This is a genomic window from Streptomyces sp. NPDC059247, from assembly GCF_042754005.1.
GTDB lineage: Bacteria > Actinomycetota > Actinomycetes > Streptomycetales > Streptomycetaceae > Streptomyces.
In genome coordinates, this window is sequence record NZ_JBHYZW010000012.1 from 14,415 (window position 1) to 28,270 (window position 13,856).

Genomic DNA, 13,856 nt, shown 5'->3' on the forward strand with positions numbered 1-13,856 from the left:
CGGCTAGGCTCGTCCCATGTCTCGTATCGACGGCCGTACCCCCGAACAGCTCCGCCCCGTCACCATCGAACGCGGATGGAGCAAGCACGCCGAGGGCTCCGTCCTCGTCTCCTTCGGCGACACCAAGGTCTTCTGCACCGCCTCCGTCACCGAAGGCGTCCCGCGCTGGCGCAAGGGCAGCGGAGAGGGCTGGGTCACCGGCGAGTACTCCATGCTCCCGCGCGCCACCAACACGCGCGGCGACCGCGAATCCGTCCGGGGCAAGATCGGCGGCCGTACCCACGAGATCTCCCGCCTCATCGGACGCTCCCTGCGCGCCGTCATCGACTACAAGGCGCTCGGCGAGAACACCATCGTCCTCGACTGCGACGTCCTCCAGGCCGACGGCGGCACCCGCACCGCCGCCATCACCGGCGCCTACGTGGCCCTCGCCGACGCCGTCACCTGGGCCCAGGGCAAGAAGCTCGTCAAGGCGGGCCGTCAGCCCCTCACCGGCACCGTCTCCGCCGTCTCCGTCGGCATCGTCGACGGCACCCCCCTCCTCGACCTCCGCTACGAGGAGGACGTCCGTGCCGACACCGACATGAACGTCGTCTGCACCGGCGACGGCCGCTTCGTCGAGGTCCAGGGCACCGCCGAGGCCGAGCCCTTCGACCGCGCCGAACTCAACGCCCTGCTCGACCTCGCCTCCGGCGGCTGCGCCGAACTCGCCGAGATCCAGCGCAAGGCCCTCGCCGGCACGCTCTGACGGCAACCCCCCGGGTCCCGACGGCGTCCTGACGGGAAAGCGGGCGTCCGGATACCATCCGAGCGCCCGCACCAGCGCCCGTCCGGGCGCCACCCACCGGGGAGGACCCGCCTTGAAGCGCCGTCTCGCACTCGCCGTGGCCACGGCCGCCGCACTCACCACCGTCCTGAGCGGCTGCGGAGCCCTCGACACCGCCATGGACTGCGTCAAGACCGCCGACGCGATAGCCACCAGCGTCGACAAGCTCCAGCAGGCCGTCTCCAACGCCTCGAACGACCCCACGCAGATCGAGGAATCGCTGAACTCCATCTCCCAGGAACTCGGCAACCTCAAGGGCACCACCGACAACGCGGACCTCTCCAAGGCCGTCGACGACCTCACCAAGGGCGTCGACACCGTCCGCACCGCCGTGAAGAACGGCGACGCCACCCCGGACATCGCCCCCATCACCTCGGCGGCCGGTGAAGTGGCCAAGGTCTGCACCCCGGGATAATCGGTGGCATGACCCGTCTGATCCTCGCCACCCGCAACGCGGGCAAGATCACCGAACTCCACGCGATCCTCGCCGACGCGGACCTCGACCTCGAACTCGTCGGCGCGGACGCGTACCCGGAGATCCCCGACGTCAAGGAAACCGGCGTCACCTTCGCCGAGAACGCCCTGCTCAAGGCCCACGCGCTCGCGCGGGCCACCGGCCTCCCGGCCGTCGCCGACGACTCCGGCCTCTGCGTCGACGTCCTGAACGGCGCCCCCGGCATCTTCTCCGCCCGCTGGTCCGGCACCCACGGCGACGACCGCGCCAACCTGAACCTGCTCCTGGCCCAGCTCGGCGACATCGCCGACGGCCACCGCGGCGCCCACTTCGCCTGCGCCGCCGCGCTCGCCCTGCCCGACGGCACGGAACGCGTGGTCGAGGGCCGACTGGAAGGCACCCTGCGGCACACCTCCGCGGGCACCAACGGCTTCGGCTACGACCCGATCCTCCAGCCCACCGGCCACACCGTCACCTGCGCGGAACTCACCCCCGCCGAGAAGAACGCCATCAGCCACCGAGGCAAGGCCTTCCGAGCCCTGGCCCCAGTGGTCCGCGAACTCCTGGGCTGAGGCCCGGCACACGGAGGGCCCGGCACAGGATGTGTGCCGGGCCCTCCGCGACGAGTACGCCCGGTCGGATTCGAACCGACAGACACGACCACCTAAAGATCGCCGCTCAGCCCTTGGCGTACGGGCGCGTACACGCCTCCTTACTCTACCCGCCGTCCTCCACGGCACCAGGTGTTCGTGACCGCGTGGCAGTTGGGGCACAGCAGCCGCAGGTTCTCGCGCCGGTCGTCGCTCCAGTCCCCGTCGACGTGATCGACCTCCAGGGTCATCGGCCTTCCGAGCCACTCGGGCCCGCTGCCGCACAGGGCGCACTCCTCGGGCACGCCCACCTCATGGAGCGCCCGCCTGAGCAGATGGGTTCTGGTCCGGCGTTCGCCGCCGTGCCGCACGAGGATCCGCGCGGCGGGTCTGGCCGTTCCGGGCCTGCCCCTCTGGTGCGCCTGGCCGAGGAAGTGGGCGGTGTCCAGGCCCGCCTCCGCCGTCCACCGCCGGAACAGCGCACGCGTCTGCCCGCTCTCCCGTCTGCCCAGGAGGCGCAGGGCGCCGGCGATGGAGAGGGACCTCTCGACCGCGTTCCTCAGGTCCTCCACCGCAGGGCGGGGCGGCGGGCCACCACGTCGGCGGTGGGGGAAGTGGGCGATGTCGATGCCGTAGTGCGCGAAGCGTTTCAGCAGGTAACCGCGGAGTTCGACGGACGGCCACACGTCGAGGAAGTCCATCACCTCCTCGACGCTCGCGCACCGCGAGGCCGCCACGGCCAGCCGCTCACGCGTGTACCGGATGCCCTGCCTCACCGGGCGCGCCCCTTCCCCCGGCCCCGGTAGGTGTCCGTCGTCGAGTGGCAGTTGGGGCAGAGGAACCGCAGGTTCTCGATGCGGTTGTCCCTCCAGTCCCCGTCGACGTGGTCGATCTCCAGCGGGAGCGGTCGGCCGCGCCACACGGCCTCGTTGCCGCACAGCGCGCACCGCTTCCGCACGCCCGACTCCGTCAACGCGCGGGCGAGGCGATCACCCGGTACACGCCGGGTCCGAGGGCCGGTCTGCTTCACGAGCAGGGCCTCCGGTGTCCGGGGGAGGCGGGGCGCTCCCCGCCGGGACGGCGCGCGGAAGTGCGAGGTGTCGATCCCGTACGCCCTGACACGACGGCTGATGTGCGTGTGCTGCCCGCCCACCACCGCCACCCCCAGGTGGCGCAGCACCTCGCACATGTTCGTGGAGGCCGCCACCGCCTCCGCCAGGACCTCCGGGGTCCACCGCACCCCCTCCCGCTCGAAGTGGGAGGTGTCCACGCCCAGCTTCCTCATGCGGTCGCGGACGTACCGGCGGGAACCGCCCACCGGGTCCGCTCCCAGCCGCTCCAGCGCCTCCGTCAGTGTCCGCGCCCCTCGCGCGGCCGACTCCAGCCGCTCCCTCGTGTACACGCTCGCCCCCACCCGGGCCCCCTCTCTGTACGGCTCTCGTACGGAGTAACGAGACGTGTGACGGACGGTCACGTCATATCGCGATATCGCGTGCGGGCGGGGTGCGCCGGAGGGGGACTGTGTGGGGGAGGGGAGGGGGTCAGAACTTTGGTTCGGGGGTTTTCGACAGGATCAGTTCCGCCGCTTCCTCCGGGGTTCCCACCGAGGGGGGCGAGCCTTCCAGGGGCTGGCGGGCGGTCTCCTTCATGCAGGCCACCGCGACGACGCCGACGAGGGCCGCGCCCATCGCGTAGTAGGCGGGCATCAGCGTGCTGCCGGTGGCGCCGATCAGGGCGGTGACGACCAGCGGGGTCGTACCGCCGAAGAGGGAGGCCGACAGGTTGTAGCCCACCGACAGGGAGCCGTACCGCACGTTCGTGGGGAAGAGGGCCGGGAGCGCCGCCGACATCGTGCCGAGCAGGCAGACGAGGGAGAGGCCGAGCATCAGCATCCCCGCCGTGATCGCGGGGATGCCGCCCTGCCCGATCAGCAGGAACGCGGGCAGCGACAGGAAGAGGAAGCCGAGCATTCCCGCCATCAGGACCGGCTTGCGTCCGAACCGGTCGCTCAGACGGCCCACCTGGGTGATGACCAGCATCAGGAGCACCATCACGAGCAGCAGGACCAGCAGGCCGTGGGTCTCGCTGTAGCCGAGTTCGTCGGAGAGGTACGTCGGCATGTACGACAGCAGCAGGTAGTCGGTGATGTTGTACGCGCCGACGAGCGCGACGCACAGGACGAGCGCGGGCCACTGCCTGCGGAAGATCCTGCCGAGGTCGCCCTTGGTGGAGGTGTCCGCGGGGTCCGCCGTCCCGGTGGGGTGGGCGGTGTCGGCCTCCAGCCGCTGGAAGGCGGGCGTCTCGTCGAGCCGCATCCGCAGGTAGAGGCCGACCAGGCCCAGCGGGCCCGCGACGAGGAACGGCACGCGCCAGCCCCAGGCCTCCATGGTGTCGGGGCCGAGCCAGGTGGTGAGGGCCGTGACCAGGCTCGCGGCGGCGACGTATCCGGCGAGGGTGCCGAGTTCCAGGAAGCTGCCGAAGTAGCCGCGGCGGCGGTCGGGCGCGTACTCGGCGATGAACGTGGAGGCTCCGCCGTACTCGCCGCCGGTGGAGAAGCCCTGGACCATGCGGAAGAGGACCAGGAGGGCCGGGGCCCAGAAGCCGATGGAGGCGTAGGAGGGGATCAGGCCGATGGCGAAGGTGCCGGCCGCCATGAGGATCATGGTGAGCGCGAGGACCTTCTTGCGGCCGATCCGGTCGCCCATCGGGCCGAAGACCATGCCGCCGAGGGGGCGTACGAGGAAGGCGACGGCGAAGGTGGCGAAGGACGAGAGGAGCTGGACGGTGTCGTTGCCCGAGGGGAAGAAGACATGGCCGAGGGTGACGGCGAGGTAGGCGTAGACGCCGAAGTCGAACCACTCCATGGCGTTGCCCAGCGAGGCGGCCTTCACGGCCCTCCTGACCGCCGCCTCGTCGGTCACGGTGATGTCGGTCCGCCGCAGCCGGGGCCGTCGGCGCCGGGTGACGGCCCGGAACAGGCGGGGGTGGCGTCTGACGGCCTCGGGGTCGGCGTCGGGGTCGCGGTCCGTGACCGGCATGGCCGTACGTCCTCTCTCCGGGAAAGCTGTCGGAGGACCTTCTGCGCGGTCGTGCCGTTCACAAACAAAAGCGGTCGTGCCGTTCACCGGCAGAAGTCGCGCGGGACCGCGACCCCGTCACCTCGGGCGGGCGCGGCCGTCGGGGGCCGCGCCCGGTCGTGCCGGGGGGTTTCAGCCCTCGATGGCGAGATCCCGGATGATCTTGGCGACGTGGCCGGTGGCCTTCACGTTGTAGAAGGCGTGCTCGATCTTGCCGTCCTCGTCGACGACGACGGTCGAGCGGATCACGCCGGTGACCGTCTTGCCGTAGAGCTTCTTCTCGCCGAAGGCGCCGTACGCCTCCAGGGTGGTCTTCTCCGGGTCGCCGACCAGGGTGACCTTGAGGTTCTCCTTCTCGCGGAACTTCGCCAGCTTCTCGGGCTTGTCCGGCGAGACGCCGATGACGTCGTAGCCCGCCGCGGCCAGCACGTCCAGGTTGTCCGTGAAGTCACAGGCCTGCTTGGTGCAGCCGGGGGTGAGGGCCGCCGGGTAGAAGTAGACGATGACCTTGCGGCCCTTGTGGTCCGCGAGGGAGACCTCGTTGCCGTCCGCGTCGGGCAGGGTGAAGGCGGGGGCGGTGTCGCCGGGCTGCAGTCGCTCGCTCATGGCTCTCCTCGGGATGGTTCGCGTACGCGATGAGAGCCTAATGGGGGTCGGGGACGGCCCGACGGCGGCAGAGCTGACAGACTGTCCATCAGGACCGGTCGAGGACCGGTCGGACGACCGGATCACGACTACGGAGGCAGCGCGGTGTCGGAGGCCAGGACCCCTGCGCAGATCGAGGCGGACATCGTCCGCCGGCGCGAGCAGCTCGCCGTCACTCTCGACGAGATCGGTATGAGGGTGCATCCGAAGACGATCATCGGGGACGCGAAGGCCAAGGTCGCCTCGACGGTCGACGAGACCGCCGGGCGCGCCTTCGTCGCCGTGAACCGGGTGGTCTCGGATGTGAAGGCACGTTTCACCCATGAGGACGGCGCTCCCCGGCTCGACCGTGTGGTGCCCGCCGCCCTGGTGGTCGTCGCGGTGGTCGGGCTCCTCGCGGTGTCCTCCCGCAAGGGCAGGGCGTGAGTCCGCCCGGCCACGGGTGCCGGGGCGGGGCGGGTAGGTTCACCCCGTGAGCGAGAACACGCACGACAAGCTGCCCATCCGGATGCTGCACGACCGGGTCCTGGTCCGTACCGATTCCCCGGAGGGGGAGCGGCGTTCCGGTGGCGGCATCCTGATCCCGGCGACCGCGGCCGTCGGCCGGAGGCTGGCCTGGGCCGAGGTCGTCGCGGTCGGGCAGAACGTCCGGACGGTCGAGCTCGGTGACCGGGTGCTGTACGACCCCGAGGACCGGGCCGAGGTCGAGGTGCGGGGCATCGCGTACGTGCTGATGCGCGAGCGGGATCTGCACGCGGTGGCGGCGGACCGGTTCCAGGGCGCTTCGGACTCGACCGGTCTGTATCTGTAGGGCGGGACGGCCGTGTGGGCCTCGGTGACCAGGGTCACCGGGGCCCTTCGCCGTTCTTTGCTAGCCTGGTGACACCCGACGAGACGCGCCGTACCGGGATCGACAAGACGACGCATCCCTGTTGTTCCGTCTCGCGGAGGTGTCGTCGTCATGGCCTGGGTTCTTCTGATCATCGCGGGTCTGCTGGAAGTCGGCTGGTCGATCGGTATGAAGTTCACCGAGGGTTTCACCCGGCTGTGGCCCAGTGTGTTCACCGGTGCCGGGATCGTCGTCTCCATGGTGCTGCTGTCGCAGGCGGCGAAGACGCTGCCCATCGGTACGGCGTACGGCGTGTGGGTCGGCATCGGCGCGGCCGGTGCGGCGGTGGTCGGCATGGTGGCGCTCGGGGAGCCGGCGACCGCCGCCCGGATCTTCTTCGTCTGTCTGCTGCTGGTCGCCGTGGTGGGCCTCAAGGCGACCTCGGGTCACTGACCGCGCGGGCCGGGGGGCGTCCGGGGGCCGCGTGAGGCGGTCCCCGGGCCCGCTTCGCCCGTCAGGTACGGCTGGGCCGGTCCGTCCGTTCGGCCCGCCGGTCCGTCCGTGCCGCCCGCCGGTCCGTCCGTGCCGCCCGCCGGTCCGTCCGTGCCGCCCGCCGTGCCGTCCGTGCCGCTCGCCGTGCCGTCCGGGACCGTCGGCGGGTCCTGTGTCCCGGGCATCAGCCGGAGGTCGAAGTCGCGGGGTTCGCCGTCGGCCAGGGCTTCCCGGGTGAAGGCGCCCCAGATCTCGGCGGGCGGTCCGCCTCCGTTGATCCGGGGCAGTCCGAGGGCTCCGTACAGCGGTTTCTGGTGGCCGGTGCCGGGGTCCTGGCCCATCAGCGCGACGACGGTCGCGAGGTCCGGGGTGTATCCGGCGAACCAGGCGGCCTTGTCGTCCTCCGCCGTGCCCGTCTTGCCCGCCGCCGGGCGTCCGGCGGCCTGCGCGGCCGTTCCGGTGCCCGAGGCGACGACGCTGCGCAGGATCGACGTGGTCGTGTCGGCGGCTTCCCTGCTGACCGCCTGCCGGGCGGCGACGGCGGGCACCGTCACGTCCCGGCCGTCCCTGGTGATCCGTTCGACCAGGGTGGCGGCGCCGTGCCTGCCGTGGGCGGCGAGGGTGGCGTAGGCGGTGGCCATGTCCAGGACGCTGGCGGTGGCGGGGCCGAGCGCGATGGAGGGGGAGGCGGTGAGGTCGGGCGTGGTGGTGGGCACGCCGAGGGCGACGGCGGTGCGCCGTACGTGGCCGGGGCCGACGTCCACGGCCATCTGGGCGTACACGGCGTTCACGGAGAGGTCGGTGGCGGTGCCGACGGGGATCTCGCCGTAGCTGGCGTCGTCCTCGTTGGCGGGGTCGTAGGGGCTGCCGTTCCAGCCCTCCACCGGGCGCCGGTTGCTTCCGTCGTACACGGTGTACGGGGTGATGGGCTCGCCCTGCTGGGTCTGGGCCCCGCTCTGCACGGCGGCGGTGAAGACGAAGGGCTTGAAGGTGGAGCCGACCTGGTAGTCGCGGCGGGTGGCGTTGTTGACGTACTGCCGGGTGTAGTCGATCCCGCCGTACAGGGCGAGGACCTTGCCGTCGGCGGGGTCCACGGCCGCCGCTCCGACGCGGACGTACCGGTCGGCGGGGGAGCGGGCGGGGTCGAGCCGGGAGACGACCCGGTCCTCGACGGCCCGGACGAGCGACTCCTGTTTGGCGGGGTCGAGGGTGGTGGTGATCCGGAAGCCGCCGAGGGCGAGGGTCTTCTCGTCGACGACGCCGTGACCGGTGAGGTACTCCTCGACGGCCCGTACGAGGTAGCCGCGCTGTCCGGCGAGTCCGGCGGAGGTGCGGGCGTCCTCGGGGGCGGGGAAGCGGGCGCCGGTGCGGGCGGCGGGGGTGAGCCGGCCCTCGGTGACCATGCCGTCGAGGACGTAGTTCCAGCGGGCGACGGCCTTGGCGCGGTTCTCGGGGTGGGTGGTGACGTCGTAGGCGCTGGGGGCCTTGAGGAGGGAGGCGAGGTAGGCGGCCTCGGAGGTGTCGAGCCGTTCGACGTCCTTGCCGTAGTAGGCGCGGGCGGCGGCCTGGACACCGTAGGCGTTGCGGCCGAAGTAGCTGGTGTTGAGGTAGCCCTGGAGGATCTCGTCCTTGGTCTTCTCGCGGCCCAGTTTGATCGCGATGAAGAACTCCTTCGCCTTGCGGCTGAGGGTCTGCTCCTGGCCCAGGTAGTAGTTCTTGACGTACTGCTGGGTGATGGTGGAGCCGGACTGGCGGCCCTTGCCGGTGACGGTGTTCCAGGCGGCGCGGAGCATCGCCTTGGGGTCGACGGCCGGTGAGGTGTGGAAGTCGCGGTCCTCGGCGGCGAGGACGGCGTCCCGGAGGGCGGGCGGGACGCGGTCGAGGGGGACGCTCTCGCGGTTGACCTCGCCGTCCCGGGCGAGGGTGCTGCCGTCGCGGTACAGGTAGACGTTGGACTGGGCGACGGCGGCGGAGTTGGCGGGCGGGATCTCCACGAGGAGGTATCCGGCGACGAGGGCCCCGGCGAGGGCCAGGGTGCCGAGGAGGGACAGCCCGAGGAGGGCGCGCAGGACGCGCCGGAGGGGGCGGCGCCTCGGTGCGGGGGGCGGGGGAGCGGGGAGGGTGGGGTCCCTCGGATCCCAGCCGGGTGGAGGGGTCGGCCGGGGGGCGTCGGGATCGCTCGTACCGGAGGAAGGGGGCATGGCACCCCATACTGCCCGCAAGGCCCGGAAAGTCTTGATTGCGACCCGAATGTCACCTTTTTCCGTGGGTGTTCGAGAGCGGCCTAAAACCGGTCGCGGTGCCCCGCCACCCCCGCTAAGGTCGTGCGCTTCGGCGTTTTTTCGGGTGGTGCGCGGAGCCGCGGCCCCGCGCGCCGGAAGGGGGGACGACATGCTGCGGCTGTACGCGACGGTGGCCGCGGGCGGGTTCCGGCGCCACGCCACCTACCGGGTGGCGACGGTGGCGGGCGTCTTCACCAACAGCGTCTTCGGCCTGGTCATCTCGTACACCTACCTCGCGCTCTGGGACGAGCGCCCGCACCTCGGCGGCTACTCCGCGGACGACGCCCTCGCCTACGTGTGGCTCGGACAGGCCCTGCTCACCGTCTGCGGACTCATGGGCGGCGGCTTCGAGGACGAGATCATCGAACGGGTCAGGACCGGGGACATCGCGGTCGACCTCTACCGCCCCGCCGACCTCCAGACCTGGTGGTTCTCGGCCAACGCGGGCCGGTGCGCCTTCCAGTTCCTCGGCCGGGGCGTCGTCCCCATGGTGATCGGCTGGTGCGTCTTCCGCTTCACCCTGCCCCCGGACCTCGGCACCTGGCTCGCCTTCCTGGTGGCGGTGGCCCTGGGCACCGTCGTCAGCTTCGCGATCTGGTACCTCGTCGCGATGAGCGCCTTCTGGCTGCTCGACGGCCAGGGAGTGGTCCAGGTGGCCTGGCTCACCGGACTGTTCTTCTCCGGGATGCTGCTCCCCCTGAACGTCTTCCCCGGCACCCTCGGCGAGATCGCCCGCGCGCTGCCCTGGGCGGCGCTGCTCCAGGTCCCGGCCGACGTGTACCTGGGCGAGCACCGGGGCTGGGGGCTCGCGGGGGCGTACGCCTTCCAGGGCTGCTGGGCCCTCGCCCTGCTCGGCGCGGGCCGGGCGGCGCAGACGGCGGCGACCCGGAAGGTGGTGGTCCAGGGTGGCTGAGCGACCGCTCCAGGAGGACCCCGCCCCGCGCGCGTACGGGCCGCCGGTCGGTGCCTGGACGACGTACCGGATGGTGGCGGGCATGTGGATCCGCTCCACCATGACGTACCGCGCGTCCTTCGCGATCACCCTGGTGACCAGCTTCTGCGTCACCTTCTTCGACTTCGTCGTGATCCTGCTGATGTTCGGTCAGGTGCGCGGGCTCGGCGGCTTCTCCTTCGCCGAGGTCGCCCTGCTCTACGGGACGGCGGGCACGTCCTTCGGGATCGCGGACCTGACGGCGGGCTCCATCCAGCGGATGGGACGGCGGGTCCGGGACGGTTCCCTCGACACCTTCCTGATGCGCCCGGCGCCGCTCCTCGCGCAGGTCGCGGCGGACAAGTTCGCGCTGCGCCGGTTCGGCCGGGTGCTCCAGGGGCTGACCGTCCTCGTCTGGGGGCTGTGCCTGCTCGATGTGGCGTGGACCCCGGTGAAGGCGCTGCTCCTCGTGGTGGCGGTGGTCTGCGGGGCGGTGATCTTCGTCGCGCTGATGGTGCTCGGGGCGTCCGCGCTGTTCTGGATGCAGGACGCGGCGGAGGTGACGAACGCCTTCACGTACGGCGGGAACACCCTCCTGGGCTATCCGCCCACGCTCTTCGCGCAGGACCTCGTCCGGGGCGTGGTGTACGTGGTGCCGCTGGCGTTCGTGAACTGGCTGCCGGTCCTCCACGTCCTCGACCGCCCGGCCCCCGCGGGCGTACCGGAATGGGCGGGCTTCGCGTCACCGCTGGTCGCGGCCGTCTGCTGCGGGGTCGCGGCGCTCGCCTGGCGGGCGGGGGTCCGCTCGTACCGGTCGACGGGGAGCTGAGGGGCGGGTGGCCGTCGAGCACGGGCGTCACGGGCGGGCGGGGTCGTACGGGGCGTACGAGGCGTACGGGGTGGGGGTGCGGCCGTCATGGGCGGCCGGGGCCGTACGGGACGGCCGGAGACCGAGGACCACCGCGTCCCCGGCACCGGCATCGCAGTCGGAGCCGCGGCCGACGACGGAGCCGTACCCGGCACCGGCATCGCAGTCGGCGTCGGAATCGGAGTCGTACCGATCGAAAGGAAGCTGAGGACCGTGCCGTTCCACGAGCCGGAATCGCCCGAGGGGCCGTTCATCGAGCTGGAATCCCTGGAGAAGACGTTCACGGTCCGCCGCCGGACGGGCCCGTTCCGCCGCGAGCGGTGCGAGGTCCGGGCCGTCGACGGCATCAGCTTCCGCGTCGAGCGCGGCGAGATGGTCGGCTACATCGGCCCCAACGGCGCCGGGAAGTCCACCACCATCAAGATGCTCACCGGCATCCTCACCCCCACCGGCGGACGGCTGCGCGTCGCGGGCATCGACCCGGCCCGTGAACGCACGCGGCTCGCCCAGCGGATCGGAGTCGTCTTCGGACAGCGCACCACCCTCTGGTGGGACCTGCCGCTGAAGGACTCGTACCGGCTGATGCACCGCATGTACCGCATCCCCGACGCCCGCTACCGGGAGAACCTCGCCCGCTGCGTGGAGCTCCTCGAACTCGGCGAACTGCTCGACGTGCCCGTCCGGCAGCTCTCCCTCGGCCAGCGGATGCGCGGCGACATCGCGGCGGCGCTGCTCCACGACCCGGAGGTGCTCTACCTCGACGAGCCGACCATCGGCCTGGACGTCGTCTCGAAGTCACGGGTACGGGAGTTCCTGCGGGACCTGAACGACACCCGGAACACCACGGTCCTCCTCACCACCCATGACCTCACCGACATCGAACAGCTCTGCTCCCGGGTCATGGTCATCGACCACGGGCGGCTGATGTACGACGGGGCGCTCGCCGGACTCCACGCCGTCGGCGAGAGCGAACGGCTCCTCGTCGTGGACCTCGAACGGGAGGCGCCGCCGATCGAGGACGTGCCGGGAGCCCGCTTCGTACGGGCGGAGGGACCACGCCAGTGGCTCGCCTTCCCGGCCACCGCCTCGGCCGCGCCGCTGGTCGCGGCGGTGGCCGCCCGGCACCCCTTGATCGACCTCTCGGTGCGGGAACCCGACATCGAGGCGGTGATCGCGAAGATGTACGGGGGAACTCGGGAGGACCGCCGGGAGTCCCTGAGGTAGGAGGTCAGCTCATGGTGAGTTTTTCGTACACGGCCGCGGACGAGGAGAAGAGCAGAGGGGTCCGCCGCATGAAGGTGCTGGCGACCTCGCTCCTCGTCGGCGTGGCGGTGGTCTACGCGCTCGCCACCTGGGCGCGGAGCGCGGGCGCCGGGCCCTGGGCCGGTTACGTCGCGGCGGCGGCCGAGGCGGGCATGGTCGGCGCGCTCGCCGACTGGTTCGCGGTGACGGCCCTCTTCCGGCACCCCCTGGGGCTGCCGATCCCGCACACGGCGATCATCCCGAAGAAGAAGGACCAGCTGGGAGCCTCGCTCGGCTCGTTCGTCGGTGAGAACTTCCTGTCGGCCGATGTCGTACGGGGCAGGCTCGCCGCCCTCGCCATCGGCCGCAGGCTCGGCGGCTGGCTGGCCGACCCGGCGCACGCGGACCGGGTCACCGCGGAGGCGTCGACCGCGCTGCGCGGGGCGCTCACCGTCCTGCGGGACTCCGACGTGCAGGCGGTCGTCGGCGAGGCGATCACCCGCCGCGCCGAATCGGCGGAGATCGCGCCGGGTCTCGGCAAGACCCTGGAGAAGGTCGTCTCCGACGGGGCCCACCACCGGGCCGTCGACCTGATCTGCACCCGCGCCCACGACTGGCTCGTCACCCACGGCGACTCCGTGATGGACGCGGTGCAGGGCGGCGCGCCGGGCTGGACGCCCCGCTTCGTGGACAAGCGCATCGGGGAGCGCGTCTACAAGGAGCTGCTCCGCTTCGTCACGGAGATGAGGGACATGCCGGCTCATCCGGCGCGCGGCGCGATCGACCGTTTCCTCACCGACTTCGCGGCCGACCTCCAGGCCGACACGGACACCCGGGCCCGCGTGGAACGCCTCAAGTCGGAGCTGCTCGCCCGTCCCGAGGTCCAGGACATCATCGCCTCGGCCTGGTCGTCGGTCCGCAACCTGATCATCGCGGCGGCCGAGGACGACCGGAGCCAGCTCCGGCTGCGGGCCCGCGCCTCCCTGATCTCCCTGGGCAACCGCCTGGCGACGGACACCCGCCTCCAGACGAAGGTGGACGGCTGGGCGGAGGACGCGGCGGCCTACCTGGTGACGACGTACCGCGCGGAGATCACGTCCCTGATCACGGACACGGTGGCGAGCTGGGACGCCACCCAGACCTCGAAGAAGATCGAGGCGAACATCGGCCGCGACCTCCAGTTCATCCGCATCAACGGCACGGTGGTCGGCGCGCTGGCGGGCCTGCTGATCTACACGGTGAGCCACGCGGTGGGCGGCTGAACCGCCGTCGGCAGGACCTTGCCGGTGGAGGCGGGCCCCCGCGGACGCGGGCTCAGCCCTTGTCGCGGGTGACGGCCCAGGAGGCGGCGGCGACGGCACCGGCGGCGGAGAACACGGCGGGCCAGGCGCCGATCTTCCTGGCGAGGGGATGGGACCCGGCGAACCCGGCGAGGTAGACGGCCCCGAGCCCGGCGGCCACCTTCGCCCCACCGACCCGCCGCCACTCGTACGCGGCCACACCCCCGGCCCCGACGAGCACCACCCCACCGAACGCCCGCTTCCCGCTCCACCGGGCGACGGCGTAACCCCCCACGAGTCCGGCGGCGGCGATGGCGGGGGAGGGGAGGGCGGGCATGGG

At 71.9% G+C, this 13,856-nt stretch carries 17 protein-coding genes, 1 tRNA gene and 1 riboswitch; of the genes, 10 read left to right on the plus strand and 8 right to left on the minus strand.

Annotated features, from left to right (window positions below; genetic code table 11):
- The first annotated feature begins 16 nt into the window (after positions 1 to 16).
- From rph to rdgB, 3 genes are all read left to right on the plus strand, one after another.
- Positions 17 to 748, plus strand: coding sequence for a ribonuclease PH (rph, locus tag ACFXGN_RS21530; protein ID WP_384861487.1), 732 nt, complete (start codon positions 17 to 19; stop codon positions 746 to 748).
- 112 nt (positions 749 to 860) lie between these two features.
- Complete coding sequence (locus ACFXGN_RS21535) at positions 861 to 1,241, plus strand: hypothetical protein (RefSeq protein ID WP_351782748.1); 381 nt, start codon at positions 861 to 863, stop codon at positions 1,239 to 1,241.
- Between the two features lie 8 nt (positions 1,242 to 1,249).
- On the plus strand, positions 1,250 to 1,852 hold the full coding sequence (gene rdgB / locus ACFXGN_RS21540; protein ID WP_384861490.1) for an RdgB/HAM1 family non-canonical purine NTP pyrophosphatase: 603 nt from the start codon (positions 1,250 to 1,252) through the stop codon (positions 1,850 to 1,852).
- A gap of 55 nt (positions 1,853 to 1,907) precedes the next feature.
- Here the strand turns inward: rdgB and ACFXGN_RS21545 are convergent.
- The 5 genes from ACFXGN_RS21545 to bcp all read right to left on the minus strand — a co-directional run bounded on the left by ACFXGN_RS21545 (position 1,908) and on the right by bcp (position 5,553).
- Positions 1,908 to 1,980 (minus strand) — tRNA-Leu (locus ACFXGN_RS21545).
- Positions 1,981 to 1,992: 12 nt separating this feature from the next.
- Positions 1,993 to 2,646 carry an HNH endonuclease gene (locus ACFXGN_RS21550; RefSeq protein WP_384861493.1) on the minus strand — a complete coding sequence of 218 codons (654 nt, stop codon included), beginning with the start codon at positions 2,644 to 2,646 and terminating at the stop codon, positions 1,993 to 1,995.
- A complete protein-coding gene (locus tag ACFXGN_RS21555; RefSeq protein WP_384861496.1) occupies positions 2,643 to 3,284 on the minus strand; it encodes an HNH endonuclease in 642 nt (213 codons plus the stop codon). Before ACFXGN_RS21555 ends, ACFXGN_RS21550 begins: the two co-directional genes overlap by 4 nt.
- 127 nt (positions 3,285 to 3,411) lie before the next feature.
- Positions 3,412 to 4,908: a glycine betaine/L-proline transporter ProP gene (proP, locus tag ACFXGN_RS21560; RefSeq protein ID WP_384861498.1), complete on the minus strand. Its 1,497-nt coding sequence runs from the start codon at positions 4,906 to 4,908 to the stop codon at positions 3,412 to 3,414.
- Between the two features lie 171 nt (positions 4,909 to 5,079).
- Positions 5,080 to 5,553, minus strand: coding sequence for a thioredoxin-dependent thiol peroxidase (gene bcp, locus ACFXGN_RS21565; RefSeq protein ID WP_384861499.1), 474 nt, complete (start codon positions 5,551 to 5,553; stop codon positions 5,080 to 5,082).
- A 144-nt stretch (positions 5,554 to 5,697) separates the two neighbouring features.
- On the opposite strand from bcp, the gene ACFXGN_RS21570 reads away from it, so the two are divergent.
- The 3 genes from ACFXGN_RS21570 to ACFXGN_RS21580 all read left to right on the plus strand — a co-directional run bounded on the left by ACFXGN_RS21570 (position 5,698) and on the right by ACFXGN_RS21580 (position 6,874).
- Positions 5,698 to 6,018, plus strand: a complete 321-nt coding sequence (locus tag ACFXGN_RS21570) for a DUF3618 domain-containing protein (protein WP_384861502.1) — start codon at positions 5,698 to 5,700, stop codon at positions 6,016 to 6,018.
- A gap of 46 nt (positions 6,019 to 6,064) precedes the next feature.
- A complete protein-coding gene (locus ACFXGN_RS21575) occupies positions 6,065 to 6,403 on the plus strand; it encodes a GroES family chaperonin (RefSeq protein ID WP_384861504.1) in 339 nt (112 codons plus the stop codon).
- A gap of 43 nt (positions 6,404 to 6,446) precedes the next feature.
- Positions 6,447 to 6,520, plus strand: a riboswitch (guanidine-III (ykkC-III) riboswitch).
- 33 nt (positions 6,521 to 6,553) lie between these two features.
- Positions 6,554 to 6,874: a DMT family transporter gene (locus ACFXGN_RS21580; protein ID WP_384861507.1), complete on the plus strand. Its 321-nt coding sequence runs from the start codon at positions 6,554 to 6,556 to the stop codon at positions 6,872 to 6,874.
- Here the strand turns inward: ACFXGN_RS21580 and ACFXGN_RS21585 are convergent.
- Positions 6,868 to 9,114, minus strand: coding sequence for a transglycosylase domain-containing protein (locus ACFXGN_RS21585; protein ID WP_384861510.1), 2,247 nt, complete (start codon positions 9,112 to 9,114; stop codon positions 6,868 to 6,870). The two genes, ACFXGN_RS21580 and ACFXGN_RS21585, sit on opposite strands and share 7 nt — an antisense overlap.
- A gap of 193 nt (positions 9,115 to 9,307) precedes the next feature.
- Between ACFXGN_RS21585 and ACFXGN_RS21590 the strand changes: the two genes are divergently transcribed.
- Together ACFXGN_RS21590 and ACFXGN_RS21595 are read left to right on the plus strand one after the other, a co-directional pair.
- Positions 9,308 to 10,108 carry an ABC transporter permease gene (locus ACFXGN_RS21590; RefSeq protein WP_384861872.1) on the plus strand — a complete coding sequence of 267 codons (801 nt, stop codon included), beginning with the start codon at positions 9,308 to 9,310 and terminating at the stop codon, positions 10,106 to 10,108.
- Positions 10,109 to 10,178: 70 nt separating this feature from the next.
- Entirely contained in the window at positions 10,179 to 10,955 is a 777-nt protein-coding gene (locus ACFXGN_RS21595; protein WP_384861874.1) for an ABC transporter permease, read from the plus strand.
- Positions 10,956 to 10,982: 27 nt separating this feature from the next.
- Here ACFXGN_RS21595 and ACFXGN_RS21600 read toward each other — a convergent pair whose 3' ends face one another.
- Entirely contained in the window at positions 10,983 to 11,219 is a 237-nt protein-coding gene (locus tag ACFXGN_RS21600; RefSeq protein WP_384861512.1) for a hypothetical protein, read from the minus strand.
- Here ACFXGN_RS21600 and ACFXGN_RS21605 point away from each other — a divergent pair.
- On the plus strand, positions 11,208 to 12,218 hold the full coding sequence (locus ACFXGN_RS21605; RefSeq protein WP_384861515.1) for an ATP-binding cassette domain-containing protein: 1,011 nt from the start codon (positions 11,208 to 11,210) through the stop codon (positions 12,216 to 12,218). The two genes, ACFXGN_RS21600 and ACFXGN_RS21605, sit on opposite strands and share 12 nt — an antisense overlap.
- 11 nt (positions 12,219 to 12,229) lie before the next feature.
- Positions 12,230 to 13,498, plus strand: coding sequence for a DUF445 domain-containing protein (locus ACFXGN_RS21610; protein ID WP_384861518.1), 1,269 nt, complete (start codon positions 12,230 to 12,232; stop codon positions 13,496 to 13,498).
- Between the two features lie 52 nt (positions 13,499 to 13,550).
- Here the strand turns inward: ACFXGN_RS21610 and ACFXGN_RS21615 are convergent, their stop codons facing one another.
- Positions 13,551 to 13,853 (minus strand): hypothetical protein, encoded by a 303-nt coding sequence (locus ACFXGN_RS21615; RefSeq protein ID WP_384861520.1) that lies wholly within the window; start codon positions 13,851 to 13,853, stop codon positions 13,551 to 13,553.
- Positions 13,854 to 13,856: the final 3 nt, after the last annotated feature.

Coding starts and splice junctions, on each gene's coding strand:
- proP (WP_384861498.1), bottom strand. CDS start 4,908: ATGCCGGTCACGGACCGCGACCCCGACGCCGACCCCGAGGCCGTCAGA.
- rph (WP_384861487.1), top strand. CDS start 17: ATGTCTCGTATCGACGGCCGTACCCCCGAACAGCTCCGCCCCGTCACC.
- rdgB (WP_384861490.1), top strand. CDS start 1,250: ATGACCCGTCTGATCCTCGCCACCCGCAACGCGGGCAAGATCACCGAA.
- ACFXGN_RS21615 (WP_384861520.1), bottom strand. CDS start 13,853: ATGCCCGCCCTCCCCTCCCCCGCCATCGCCGCCGCCGGACTCGTGGGG.
- ACFXGN_RS21595 (WP_384861874.1), top strand. CDS start 10,179: ATGGTGGCGGGCATGTGGATCCGCTCCACCATGACGTACCGCGCGTCC.
- ACFXGN_RS21580 (WP_384861507.1), top strand. CDS start 6,554: ATGGCCTGGGTTCTTCTGATCATCGCGGGTCTGCTGGAAGTCGGCTGG.
- bcp (WP_384861499.1), bottom strand. CDS start 5,553: ATGAGCGAGCGACTGCAGCCCGGCGACACCGCCCCCGCCTTCACCCTG.
- ACFXGN_RS21585 (WP_384861510.1), bottom strand. CDS start 9,114: ATGCCCCCTTCCTCCGGTACGAGCGATCCCGACGCCCCCCGGCCGACC.
- ACFXGN_RS21610 (WP_384861518.1), top strand. CDS start 12,230: ATGGTGAGTTTTTCGTACACGGCCGCGGACGAGGAGAAGAGCAGAGGG.